The 12,904-nt window shown below is 61.1% G+C and carries 7 protein-coding genes; 3 read left to right on the top strand and 4 right to left on the bottom strand.

The annotated features are described in order from the left end of the window. Positions 1 to 35: 35 nt before the first annotated feature. Positions 36 to 2,819, bottom strand: coding sequence for a bifunctional [glutamate--ammonia ligase]-adenylyl-L-tyrosine phosphorylase/[glutamate--ammonia-ligase] adenylyltransferase (gene glnE / locus ABIE13_RS16435; RefSeq protein ID WP_354445342.1), 2,784 nt, complete (start codon positions 2,817 to 2,819; stop codon positions 36 to 38). A 132-nt stretch (positions 2,820 to 2,951) separates the two neighbouring features. Here glnE and ABIE13_RS16430 point away from each other — a divergent pair, with 132 nt between their 5' ends. From ABIE13_RS16430 to ABIE13_RS16420, 3 genes are all read left to right on the top strand, one after another. After that, the gene (locus ABIE13_RS16430) at positions 2,952 to 7,001 is read left to right on the top strand and encodes a YhdP family protein (protein WP_354445340.1); all 4,050 of its coding nucleotides are present in this window, start codon (positions 2,952 to 2,954) and stop codon (positions 6,999 to 7,001) included. Further along, positions 6,998 to 7,819, top strand: coding sequence for a carbon-nitrogen hydrolase family protein (locus ABIE13_RS16425; RefSeq protein ID WP_354445338.1), 822 nt, complete (start codon positions 6,998 to 7,000; stop codon positions 7,817 to 7,819). Before ABIE13_RS16430 ends, ABIE13_RS16425 begins: the two co-directional genes overlap by 4 nt. A 74-nt stretch (positions 7,820 to 7,893) precedes the next feature. Next, positions 7,894 to 10,014 (top strand): two-component system sensor histidine kinase NtrB, encoded by a 2,121-nt coding sequence (locus ABIE13_RS16420; RefSeq protein WP_436278428.1) that lies wholly within the window; start codon positions 7,894 to 7,896, stop codon positions 10,012 to 10,014. Between the two features lie 111 nt (positions 10,015 to 10,125). Here the strand turns inward: ABIE13_RS16420 and ABIE13_RS16415 are convergent, their stop codons facing one another. From ABIE13_RS16415 to ABIE13_RS16405, 3 genes are all read right to left on the bottom strand, one after another. Beyond that, positions 10,126 to 10,551: a universal stress protein gene (locus ABIE13_RS16415; RefSeq protein WP_354445336.1), complete on the bottom strand. Its 426-nt coding sequence runs from the start codon at positions 10,549 to 10,551 to the stop codon at positions 10,126 to 10,128. Positions 10,552 to 10,669: 118 nt separating this feature from the next. Beyond that, entirely contained in the window at positions 10,670 to 11,554 is an 885-nt protein-coding gene (locus ABIE13_RS16410) for a metallophosphoesterase (protein WP_354445334.1), read from the bottom strand. A 568-nt stretch (positions 11,555 to 12,122) separates the two neighbouring features. Further along, the gene (locus ABIE13_RS16405) at positions 12,123 to 12,887 is read right to left on the bottom strand and encodes a 2-keto-4-pentenoate hydratase (protein WP_354445332.1); all 765 of its coding nucleotides are present in this window, start codon (positions 12,885 to 12,887) and stop codon (positions 12,123 to 12,125) included. Between the last annotated feature and the right edge of the window lie 17 nt (positions 12,888 to 12,904).

Here is a 12,904-nt window from a genome sequence, read left to right as displayed (position 1 = left end):
TCGCTTTCCTAAGAGCGAGAGGGGGAGCGAGTGACCTACCCCTTGCCAAACACCGCGTTCCACAGTGCACCAATCGCCGCCCGCTCCGTCACCATACTCTCCGCCGCCACCTGAGTAGGCTCTTCATTCAACCGAGCCCTGTGCTGAACCCGGCGCAGTTGGCGGTAAGCATCCGCCGCCGCACTGCCAACCCCTGCCGGCAGCAAGCCCGCCTGTTCGGCCCGCCTGAGCAGCGCGATATTGCCCAGGTTGGGCTCCATTTCAGGGTGCTCAGCACTGTGCGCCAGCACCAGATACTGCAATGTAAATTCAGTATCGACCATACCGCCCACGCTGTGCTTGACATCAAACAGACCGCTCTTGACAGGGCGTGCCTGGCGCATCTTCTCGCGCATGGTGATGATCTCGCCCTTCAGGGCCTGGCTATCGCGGGGTGCGGTGACTACGGCGTGACGGACAGCATCGAATCGCTTCGCCATGCCCTCTGCGCCGCATATGAAACGGGCTCGGGTCATGGCTTGGTGTTCCCAGGTCCATGCGGTGTTGCTTCCGCGCTGTTCCTGGTAGTCCGCATAGGCTTCAAAGCTGGTCACCAGCAAGCCAGAATTGCCGTTGGGCCGTAGGGCGGTGTCGATCTCGAACAAATCGCCTTCGCCTGTCTTCACGGTGAGCCAGTTGATGAGCTTGCGCACAAAAGCGGAGTAAATCTCGGGTGCAGACTCGTCTTCGTCGTCGAAAACAAACACGATGTCCAGGTCGCTGCCGTAGCCCAGCTCCTTGCCGCCCAGTTTGCCGTAGCCGATGATGCCGAAGCTCGGCGTCTCACGGTGGCGCCGCTTCAACTGCGACCAGCACCAATGGGTGGTGAGTCTCAGGATGGAATCGGCCAGCGCGGAGAGATCGTCAGCCACCTGTTCAACGCTGATCTGGTTTTCAAGATCTCGGACCAGCGTGCGGAAAACCTCTGCATGGTGCGCACGGCGCAACAGATTGAGCAGATTTTCCTCGTCATCTTCATTGGTGCGTCCCAGAGCGGCGCGGCGCTCTTCGAGGTCGCGCTCAAACACAGCTGAATCGAACCGGGTGCTGAGCATGGCCGGGCCGGCCAGTTCGTCGATCACACCAGGATGCATCAGCAGATACCGAGCTGGCCAGCGTGCAGAGCCCAGCACGCGCAGCAAGCGCTCGTGCACGGCCGGTCGTTCCAGCAGAAGGGCCAGGTAGCTCTCGCGCCGCAGCAGAGGCTCCACCCAATCGGCCATGCGCAAGACGGCGTCACTGGAGACCCGGCCTTCGCGCAGCCATTCAGCGGTGCGCTGAAGCAGGCGCTGCAGGCGCATGCGTGCTTGTTCGCGAAGTGCCAGGATGCGGGGGTTGTCGTGCCATTCGAGCAGGCGTTTCTGGACGTTCTCAGGAAAGAGCGCCAGCACGGCCTCCAAGTCCTCTACCGGCGGGGCGTTGCTGCCGGCACCCGCTTTCTGGCAGTTCTTGCAAGGTGCATCGGCGCCCAGCAAGCGATCGAATTCCTGCGCCACAAACTCACGGTAGCCATCGAGCTCCGAGAGAAAAGCGCAGCAACCCGAGTAGCCCATGCTGCGGGAAATCCACTCCAGATCCACATCGTCGGTGGGAAGAACGTGCGTTTGCTGATCGTCCAGATACTGGATGCGGTGTTCGACACGGCGCAGAAATACATAAGCCTTGGCCAGCTCGTCTGCGGTCTCCTGCGGCATGAGTCCGGCGCGGGCCACGCGCTGCAGGGCTTCCAGAGTGGGGCGGGTGCGCAATTCAGGAAATTGCCCGCCCCGCACCACTTGCAGCAACTGCACTGTGAACTCGATCTCGCGAATGCCGCCGCGTGAGAGCTTGACGTCGTTGGCCCGCTCAGGCCTGCCTGCACTGCGTTTGGCCGCGTGATCTCGAATTTGCTGGTGCAAGCCGCGCAATGAGTCGAAGACGCTGTAGTCCAGGTACTTGCGAAACACAAAAGGCAGCACCACGCCGCGCAAGGCTTGCGCAGAACCACTCTTGATCGATGCGAGCGGCGCGACCACCCGGCTTTTCAACCAGGCAAAGCGCTCCCATTCGCGGCCTTGCACCAGCATGTATTCTTCAAGCGCGTCGAGAGAACACACGGTGGGTCCGGAATTTCCGTTCGGTCTGAGCGCCAGGTCAACCCGGAAAACAAAGCCATGCTCGGTGGTTTCCCCAATCAAGCCGTAAATCAACTTGACGGCCCGGGTGAAATACTCATGCACCGAGATGCGGCCGCGTCCGTCCTCGGCACCGGTCGTTTCTCCATCTTCGTCATAGATGTAGATGAGATCGATATCGCTTGAGACATTCAGCTCGCGCGCACCAAACTTGCCCATGCCGATCACCCACATGTGGGCGCGTTGGCCGCTGGCGGTCATCGGCACGCCGTGGCGCTCGTCGAGTTGCGCATAAGCGTGCTGGCAAGCTACATCCAGCGCGACCTCTGCCAATTCGGTGACCGCACGGGTAACGGTCTCCAGAGGAACCGCCTGCTCACAATCGAGAACGACCAGTCGCTCTATGACCAGTTGGCGCAAAACGCGCAATGCACTGCTGGTATCCAAGCCGCGCTCAAACAGGGCGTCCAGGCACTGGCGAATGCTTTCTCGGGCTGGCGCCCCAGGCTGCAGCAGGGGCAATTCATCTTCATATCGGCGACGCAGGCGCTGCACCAGGCGTGAACGAACGGCGCCTCCCTCTGGAAGAGCGGTATGCTCTACATGCGAGGCGCTTAACAAAGATTCACTTTTGCCGTAAGAACCTTCCACGTCGGCACGGATCATAATTTCTCTCACTTCTCCGATGCTCGGTATCGGTGGTCATTACCCAACCGGGGTATCACACCATTTACCGGACTCGTATTGCTCCAGATAAAGCCGTTGGTTCAATCGCCCATCAAACTAGCCGCCACCCTCATGAGATGGGTGTTGCGTGGTGTTTTCGCTCTACTGGTGCTCATACTTGTAGCCTGGGGTGTTCTCCATTGGCTCATTGTGCCGCGAATCGATGAGTTTCGCCCTCGGCTGGAGGAAATGGCCTCGCGGGCAGCTTCCACGCGCGTCACCATTGGGTCCATTGAGGCTGAATCCAACGGTCTGGTTCCCTCCATTTCCTTGCGCGACGTGCGCGTGCACGACGTTTCAGGCCGCGCCGGCCTGGTGGTGCCGCGCGTGATTGCCGCGTTCTCGGTGCTTTCGCTCAGCAAAAAGGAATTGGCGCAACTGGTGATAGACCGGCCGGAACTGGAGCTGCGGCGCACGGCAGATGGGCGTCTTTTGGTGGGGGGCATGGACATGTCGGGCGATGCGTCGGGCTCTACCGAGGCAGCAGACTGGTTTTTTTCCCAGCCCGAGTTCGTCGTGCGGGAGGGTAGCGTACGCTGGATCGACGAAAGCCGCAATGTCCCGCCTGTCACGTTTTCGGACGTGCAGTTCATTGCACGAAATGGTTACAGCAGCCATCAATTGCGGCTTGATGTGACGCCCGAGCCTGCATGGGGGGAGCGCTTCACATTGATTGGCCGGTTCCGCCAGCCTCTGCTTTCACTTCATTCCGGCCAATGGCAGCAATGGGATGGCCAGGTGTTTGCCAACTTCAGCCATGCCGATATTTCCCAGTTGGGGCAATACGTGGATCTCGAAGCCGATATGGGCGTAGATCTTCAGGCAGGGCAGGGTGCGCTTCGTCTGTGGACGGATGTAAGGAAAGGGCAATTCACCAACCTGACGGCAGATCTCGCCCTGGGTTCTGTTTCCGCCACCTTTGGCCCCAAACTGGAGCCGCTGGCCTTCAAATCGCTCGCAGGTCGCTTCGGATGGAGCGATCTTGGTGCGGGCATGGAAGTCACCACCCGTGACCTGAGTTTCGTGGATGCGGATGGACTGGCCTGGCCGGGTGGCAATGTGCGCCTGAGCTATCGCGACGGCGCGTCCGGGGCGCCCGCCGGGGGTGATTTTGCGGGCGATCGGCTCGATCTTGCGGCGCTGGCCAAGATCGCCCAGCGGCTACCGCTGTCGCCGGATGTGGCCCGCCGCCTGAAGGACCATCCTGTGAAGGGCCTGGTAGAACATATAGAAGGGCGTTGGGCCGGACCGCTGGACGCCCCCCGGGACTGGCGCGTGCAAACCAGGATCAGCCAGCTCTCCGTCGGCGCGCGTCCGGCGCCCCGGCGTCCCGATGGGGTGCACGCCGAGGGTATGCCCGGTATCGAGGGTGCCAGCCTCCAGCTGGAAGCCACTCCGGCCAGCGGTAGCGCTGTGTTGGAGGTCAAGAGCGGAGCGCTTGAATTCCCGGGTGTCTTTGCTGAACCTCGCATTCCCGTGGCTGAGTTCAAGGCGTCTTCGCGCTGGCGCGTCAAAGGGGACCAGTTCACGATAGATGTCGATCAATTGACGCTGCGCAACCAGGACGCCACCGCCGCCTTCAAAGGGCGTTGGAACACCACGGCAGGCAAGAAGGGCGATGACCGCTTTCCTGGTGAGCTTGATCTTTCCGGCTCATTCAGCCGTGCCAATGGCGCGCGCGTGTACCGCTATCTGCCGCTGGGCATTCCGCATGAAGCGCGCGATTACGTCCAGCGCGCTGTTCAAAAGGGCGAAGCACGTGATTTCGCGGTCCGAGTCAAAGGCGATCTGAATCGCGTGGGTGAGCAATCTCTGGGGCCGGACGGTGCCTTCCGCTTTGCCGGACAGGTGCGCGGCGTGACCCTGGCCTACGTTCCGCGCGCCTTGCAACCCGAGGGCCAAGCGCCGTGGCCTGCCCTGGAAAATCTGTCGGGTGAGCTCATTTTCGATCACAACAGTATGCAGGTGAACAACGCCAAAGGGAGCGTGCAAGGCCACCCGGGCTGGCAGTTCACCCAGATACAAGCCGGCATTGCCGACCTCAAAGAAACTCGCGTGACTGTCGACGCCCAAGGCCGAGGGCCCTTGGAGTCTGCTCTGGGCATCGTGCGGACTTCTCCTGTCGCGGGATTCATTGGGCATGCGCTTGACAGCGCCACCGGCAGTGGCGACGCGGCCTTGCAGCTCAAGCTGAATTTGCCGGTCTCGCACATTGAGCAATCCAAGGCCGAAGGACGTATCAATCTGGCGGGCAACGATGTGCGCATCTCGCCAGACACTCCCCTTTTGGGCCAAGCTCAAGGCGCGATCACGTTCAGCGACACGGGCTTTTCCATTCAGGATGCCCGGGCCCAACTGCTGGGCGGGGAAATGCGCCTGTCGGGCGGTACATCGGTCGCCGGGTCGCCAGACATCAAAGCGGGCGAGAAAGCCGGGGCCGTGGTGTTGCACGCCATGGGGTCTTTCAGCGCCGACGCACTGCGCGAGATGAAAGACTGGGGGCCAGTGCCTGAGGTGGCGCGCCAGGCTTCAGGCAGCTCGACCTATGAAGCACGGATGTCCTTTCGAGAGGGCGTTCCCGAGATTGTCGTGACCAGCGATCTGCGTGGGATGTCCTTCGATTTGCCAGCTCCCCTGGGCAAGCCCGCGCAAGCCCCCATGCCGCTGCGCTATGACGGCGGCTCTGTGGCTGGCGCGCAGGGCCAGTCCCGTTTTCGGGTGAGCGTTGGAGAGCAACTGGCTCTTGAATTTCACAGGGACACCCAATCCGGACGAACCTTGCGTGGGGCCATTGGCGTAGGCCAGCACGCGGCTTCACCCTTGGCTCTACCGGCCAGTGGCGTTCATGCACAAGTGCAGCTGCCTACCCTGGACGCAGGCGCCTGGGAGTCGACGCTCGAGGCGTTGTTCAGCAATCAGAAGGAGCCTGCTGATGCGCGGGAGGGCGGTGGCGGTTTTATGCCTACGGTCTGGTCGCTTCGCACCGGAGAGCTGCTCCTGGACGACCGTGCGCTGCATGAGGTGGATATCAACGGAACGCGCCAGGGCAGCACTTGGCGGGCCAACGTGAAGGCGCGTGAGCTGGCCGGCCGCGTGGACTACACCGAAGGTACTGAAGGCCGTGCAGGCAAGTTGGTGGCTAGACTTTCACACCTCACCATTCCTGCCAGTACCGAGGATCAAAGCGTACTGGCCCAGCCCACCACGCACATGCCCGCACTCGATGTCGTCGCGGAGGATTTTGAGTTGCGAGGCAAGAAACTCGGCCGGCTGGAGATCAACGCGGTGAACCATGACACCGCGAGCACCTCCCAGGCAGGTGGTTTGCAGACATGGGAGCTGACTCGGCTGGCTGTTCAGTCTCCAGAAGCCGTATTTACCGCAAGTGGGCGCTGGGAAGCCCTGGCCCGGCGTCAGGCCTCTTCTGCCCACCCGAGAGCGCCCCGAACTGCCGATGATCCGCGCCGCACCACGCTGGCCTTCAAGCTGGATATCCGCGACGCGGGCGCTTTGCTCACGCGCTTTGAAATGCCCGGCGTGCTGGCACGCGGCAAGGGCGAGATCGATGGCAATCTGAGTTGGCGGGGCGCGCCCATGTCCCCCCATTACCCCAGCATGGCAGGCAAGTTGCATGTGGATGTGGGAGCCGGCCAATTTCTCAAGGCCGACCCTGGGGTGGCCAAACTGCTGGGAGTGCTGAGCCTGCAGGCCTTGCCTCGCCGGCTGACACTGGATTTTCGCGACATTTTTTCCACCGGTTTTGCCTTCGATTTTGTGCGCGGCGATGTGGTGGTGGCCAGGGGGGTAGCGCAAACCAACAACCTGCAGATGAAGGGTGTCAATGCCGCTGTCTTGATGGATGGCAGTGCGGACATCGATCAGGAAACGCAGGATCTGCGGGTGCTCGTGGTGCCTGAGATCGACGCTGGCACGGCGGCCCTGGTGGCGACTGCCATCAACCCCGCCATTGGCCTTGGCACGTTTCTGGCGCAATTGATCCTCAAGCGCCCTCTCATCCAGGCCAATACCCAGGAATTCCATGTCGGCGGAAGCTGGGACAATCCTACGGTACAGAAACTCGAGCGCTCGGCAAGTCGCCTGGTGCCCCCGGAGCAGAAATGAAAGTTGCCGCTATCCAGATGGTGTCATGCACCCGCGTGAACGAGAATCTGCGCACCGCCCACGCGCTGCTGGCACAGGCCGCGGATGCCGGGGCGGAATTGGCTGTGTTGCCTGAGTACTTTTGCGTCATGGGTCGGCGTGATACCGACAAACTGGCGCTGCAGGAGTCCTTGGGTGCAGGTCCTATTCAGGACTGGCTGGCCAAGACATCCAGGGAGCTGGGGCTGTGGATTGTCGCTGGCACGCTGCCCCTTTCTTGCGAGCCGCGTGATGAATTGCGCGTTCGCAACGCCTCACTGGTATTCAACCCGCAGGGTGAGTTGGTCGCTTGCTACGACAAGATCCACCTGTTCAAGTTCGACGACGGCACGCGCACCTACGATGAAGCGGCTGTGTTGGTTCGCGGAACCAAGCCTGTGAGTTTCGATTTGCCCTCGCGCGATGGCCATCAATGGCGCGTGGGCCTGAGCGTCTGCTATGACTTGCGCTTCCCCGAGTTGTACCGCGCCTATGCGGCCGATGGTGCCGATCTTCTGCTCGTGCCCAGCGCGTTCACTTACGTCACGGGCCAGGCCCACTGGGAGGTGCTGCTGCGCGCCCGCGCCATTGAGAACCTGAGCGCTGTGGTGGCTTCCGCGCAGGGCGGTGTGCATGAGAACGGCCGCACCACATGGGGGCATTCCATGGTCATCAACCAGTGGGGACAGGTGATTTCTGTGCTGGCCGAAGGTGCTGGCGTGGTGATCGCCGATCTGGATGCGAGCGCGCTCGCGCAGCACCGTTTGCAATTGCCGGCGCTGGGTCATCGTGTGGTGTGACCGCTGCCGCGTCCGCAGGGATTCACCGGCGCTTTTGACGTTGGGCGTGACGTCGTACGTGGATGGGGGGCGGCATGTCCCGAATAGCTGAACTATTCTCTCAAGAAGATCACCCATTGCACAGAAAAGCCCTGGCATGGAAGGGCAAAGCCTGGGCTGTGGTACAGATTTTCTGGCGGGCGGACAGGCGATGGTTGCTCTGGTCTCTGCTGGTGATCCTGGTGGTCATGGCCCTGGGTATTCTGGTCTGGTTGGCGCGCGGCTACGAGATGGAGCAGGTGCAGCGCGAGCTCGACCGCGACAACGCGGATGCCCTGATGGATATCCGCACAGGTTTGGCGCGCAACCTGCAGAATCTCCATGGCTTGAATTCTGGCGACATCACGCCCAAGGAATGGACAAGCGAAGCCCTGGCCTTGCTCAGAGAGCACAGGGAATGGATGCGCCTGGAGTGGCGGGACCCGTCGCTCAGACTTCAGGCTGAAGCCGACAGCCCGTACTTCGCGCCCTTGTCCGAAGGCCTCGGTGAAGCGGGCATAGACAGGACGCACGCCTGCTCCATGGCTGGCCGCTTGGACAGCGGTGCTTACTCAGAAACGCGCTTTGTTCCCCTGCCGGGTGGCCGGGGCCTGGAAATCATGGAGCTATGCCTGCCCATTCGCCACGGTACCCGGCGTGTGGGCTACGCGGTAGCCACTTATTCACTCAGTGGCGTTCTGTCCAGCATGCTGGGTGAGGCCTATACCCGCAGGCAGCAGGTTTCGTTTGCCGAACCGGATGGCACCCGCCTGGCAACCTATGGGGCGTCCCGGCGCGGCAGCCGGATATTCACATCGCAGTTGCTGCTGGATCTGCCGGGAACGGCTCTGGTTTTGCGCATGGATGGCTGGCGTGCGGCGCCAGACATGCTGCCCAACGTGCTGACGGCACTGGTCACAACGCTCACCATTGCACTGGTGACTGTGCTTATCTTGCTCTCGCGAGATTTTCAGCGCCGGCTGGCGGCGGAGAATGCGTTGGCTGATGCTTTGGCATTCCGACAGGCGATGGAAGACTCTCTGGTCACCGGATTGCGTGCGCGCGATCTGCAGGGGCGCATTACCTATGTCAACCCTGCCTTTTGCAGCATGGTGGGATTTTCTGCGGAAGAACTCGTCGGCCGAGGAGCTCCGGCGCCTTACTGGCCCCCGGAAATGGTCGATGGCTTCCGCGAGCGTCAGGCAGTGCGTTTGGTGGCTGGAAAGTCTCCTCCGCGCGAAGGCCTGGAGAGCGTGTTTCAGCGCAAGGACGGCACTCGCTTTCCGGTGCTCATCATTGAAGCTCCGCTGATCAATGCTGCCGGCAAACATGCGGGATGGATGAGCGCCGTGCTGGATATGAGCGAGCAGCGCCGCATTGAGGAGCTGCAGCGAGCAGGACAGGAGCGTTTGCAGGCCACGGCGCGCCTGTCCGCCGTGGGTGAAATGGCGTCGCTGCTGAGCCATGAGTTGAATCAGCCGCTGGCGGCTATTTCCAGCTATGCCAATGGCTGCCTCAATCTGCTGCAGAGTCCGGCGCCAGCACCGGGTAGCGAGGCCGATACTCTGAAGGACGTCAATGTGGCCGTAGGCCGCATTGCCGAGCAAGCCAACCGAGCCGGACGGGTCATCAACAGCGTCCACGATTTCATACGCCGTCGCGGAGAAGCGCGCGAGGCTGTCTCGCCTAAAACCATCATCGATGCGGCGCTTCCGCTCATTCAGCTGCAGGCACACAAGCTCGGAATTCGCATACAGGTTCAATGCGAAGACCACTTGCCTGAGGTTTGGTGCGATCGCACCCTGGTCGAACAAGTCTTGCTCAATTTGGCACGCAATGGTATGCAGGCCATGGCTGAGGTGGAGGTCGATCAGCGGCAGCTGCATGTGGTGGCGCGGTACCGCCCACCCAAATCGTCAGGCCGGGGCTGGGTGGAGTTTTCGGTGGCCGACTGCGGTGCAGGCATCAGCGAAGAAGTCGCAAGCCAGCTGTTTACGCCCTTTTTCACGACCAAGGCCGAGGGCATGGGCCTGGGTCTTTCCATGTGCCGTACGGTGATCGAGCAGCACGGTGGCGCCTTGGATTACGGCCCGAACCACCCCCGGGGCACCGTATTTCGTTTCACCATTCCCAGGTTCGAAAAGGCTCCAGCCGGGACATTGCAGAACGGTAGTTAAAAAACGGGAGATGGCGAATTAGGCGGGTGGGGCGCACGTTGGACCCCACCTGAATGCACGCGGCAAGAACAGCCCGAAGACGAATGCTTTCGGACCCGTTCGTACTGCAGATCAGCGCACCAACAAGACAGGCACGCTGCTGCTGGCCAGCACTTTGGTGGCGACGGAGCCCATGACCAGGTTGCCCAGGGCATTGTGGCCATGTGATCCCATGATGAGCAGGTCGTATTTGCCCGCGTCTGCGAATTTGCCGATGGTTTCTCCAGCGGATCCGACCTTGGAGGCGCTTTTGACTTTCAGCTCGTGGCGTGTCATGAATTTGAGGACAGGATCGAGCACCTTGGCGGCCTCTTCAGCGTAGTAGCCCTCGACGGCTTCGCGGCCCACGGCTGCACGGGCGCGGGGAGGAAGTGCTCCTTGCACCGTCAACGCGGTGAACTGGTGCTCACCACTGGCGAACATTTCCAGATGGGTGGTGAGGTAGGCCAGCATCTTCTTGGTATATGCGCTTCCGTCTACAGCCAAAAGAATCTTCATGGTTTTCTCCTTGATTTACGTGAAAAGAACTACCCGAGTCTACGGCCTCACCTAGCTGGGCAGCAATGGCCCAGCGGTGGGTCCGGCAAAGGTGGCATTGATGACAGCCCTGCCTTCGCTATTCAAGGCCTGCGTCAGCAGGGCCCTGCACCGGCGCAAGAAGCTGGGACGAAGCCTGGATCGTCAAAATCTTGTGAGGTTGAAATGAGGCCTGTTCGCCCTTGGATTCATAGCCCAGCGGGTTGGCCACCACCCGGCATCGCCCCGCCTGATAGTCCAACTGGCAATGCAGATGTCCGTGCAACCAAAGATCGGCATGATCCAGCAGCTCGTCCAGGGCGTTGCAGAAACCAGCTGTGCCTGGCGTCATGCCATAGCGGGGGTCGGCGCTTCTCAAGCTGGGCGCGAAGTGCGTGACCACCACGGTGGGGCCATCAAAGGGTTCTGCCAAGGCAGCGCGCAACCAGCTCTGACATGCCAGAGCCTGGTCTCGCATCTGCGGTGCCAGAAAAAGTTCGTTGTTGCGTATGGCAGCTGCCTGGCGTAAATAATAGTTGGCTGAGCGGAAGGCCTTGTCGCGAGCCTTCAGTTGTTCACTCAACTTTGCCGTAGGTCCGCGCGGTGCCAGTGCATCGAAGTCGCTCCACAAGGTGGTGCCCAGAAAACGCACCCCATCGAGCTCCAGGCTTTGGCGTTCAAGCCAGATCAGCCCCAGGCGGTCACAGGTGGCGCGAAGGCGTTCATGCGTCTCGTCAAAATCCAGGTTGTCGTATTCGTGGTTGCCGGGTAGAAAGACGACCGGCGTGGGCCAGCCCGCGTACTGAGGCAAGGGTGAAAACCGAGCCAGGCCGAAATCCTCATCACCCAACTGCGCCAGCGCGGAGCCCTGCTGATAGGAGCCGATGTCGCCCGCGAGTACCAGCAGATCGGCGTTTGACGCTGGCTCTGGTGTGAAATGGGGCTGCGTTTCCAGATGCAGATCGGACAGAAGCTGGATGTTCACGGTGGGTGGCGTTTGAAAAAATGTTCAAAGGGTTCGGATGGATGGCACCGCATGCGCAATTCGCGCCGCGGCTCTATGGTTTCGTCAAGAACTAACCCGTTTGGGTTGAGCGCTTGGTCAGCGTCGGGGCAGCCAAAGGCGAGTCAATCGAACGACTAGGAAGGACGTGTTAACACACCCTAGTCTAATGTCTCACAAAGGGCGGACGCCCAAACGCCCGTTCGGGAAGGGGTTCTGCTTGGCGTCAAGCTTTCACGACAGCTTTGGAGACGTGCTCTGCCGCGCCGCGCTCGCGACGTTTGAAGCCGTACCCTGAAGAAAGAGCGTCGGGCAGAGTGAAGGCCTCATGCTTTCGCGCTCCAGGCGACTCACACCCTTTTCTTGGCCTTTGTGATTTATTCGTGCGCCACATGGGCTTGGCGCATACCCGCAGGTGTAAGTGCTTGGGAATGGCGCACTTCGAGTGCCTTGCCCACGTTCAATAGTTATTCACCACAACAGGGGTTGATGTTCAACAGCCCTATGCTGAGCAAGTTCAAGGCCATGATGTCCGTGGCACTGACATAGCTCAGAAAAAGCTCGCGGTCACATCTCCGTAGGGTTGGAAGCTCGCGTGCACCAAGTCGCCTCGGCTGACCGCGTACTGGCGCGTGAAACTTCCGGACATCACCCGCATCCCGGGTTCGAGCGCGAATCCGAATTCAGATAGCTTGTTGGCCAGCCACACCACCGAGTTCAGTGGATCATCCATCACTTCCACCCCTGTGGCGCTGGCCGCGTGTGTTCCATTGAAACACAGGTCCAGCGCAGTTTGGCTCAAGGGGATCCGGCTGTCGTAAGGCTGGGGCTCCGCTGTGATGAATGCCCGTTGCTGAGCGTTGTCGGCCATGGAGAGATTCAGGTCGGCCGCGAAGTCGCCGCGCACTTCCGCCACTTCCAGAGCGGGCTCCACAAACGCGATGGAACGGCGAGCCTGATCAAAGGTTACGTGAGGACCTTGAAGCCGCTCACCGATAGTCAGACACAACTCGTTCTCGATTCCAGGTGCGATCAGTTCGTCCATAGCCAAGCGCACGCCTGAGCGCAGGTGGCCGGAGCGCAGCAGGTAACCGAAGCAGGGCTCCGACACCTTTTGTTGTGCCCGCATCGCGGCAGAGGTGAGACCGACCTTCCAGCCTGCTTGTACTTCGCCTGCGGCCAGCATGCGACGCATGACGGCCAGCTGCACAGCATAGCCCTGCGCAGGGCTGAACTTACCGCGCCATTGTTCCGGCATGTGTTGCTTGCGCTGGATGCCCTCCCAAAGGCTTTGCGCGGCATATTCGATGTCCATGATCTTTCCTGTCTTCA

The sequence above is a fragment of the Ottowia thiooxydans genome (assembly GCF_040548795.1).
Lineage (GTDB): Bacteria > Pseudomonadota > Gammaproteobacteria > Burkholderiales > Burkholderiaceae_C > Ottowia > Ottowia thiooxydans_A.
This window is presented reverse-complemented; position numbering and strand designations above follow the sequence as displayed.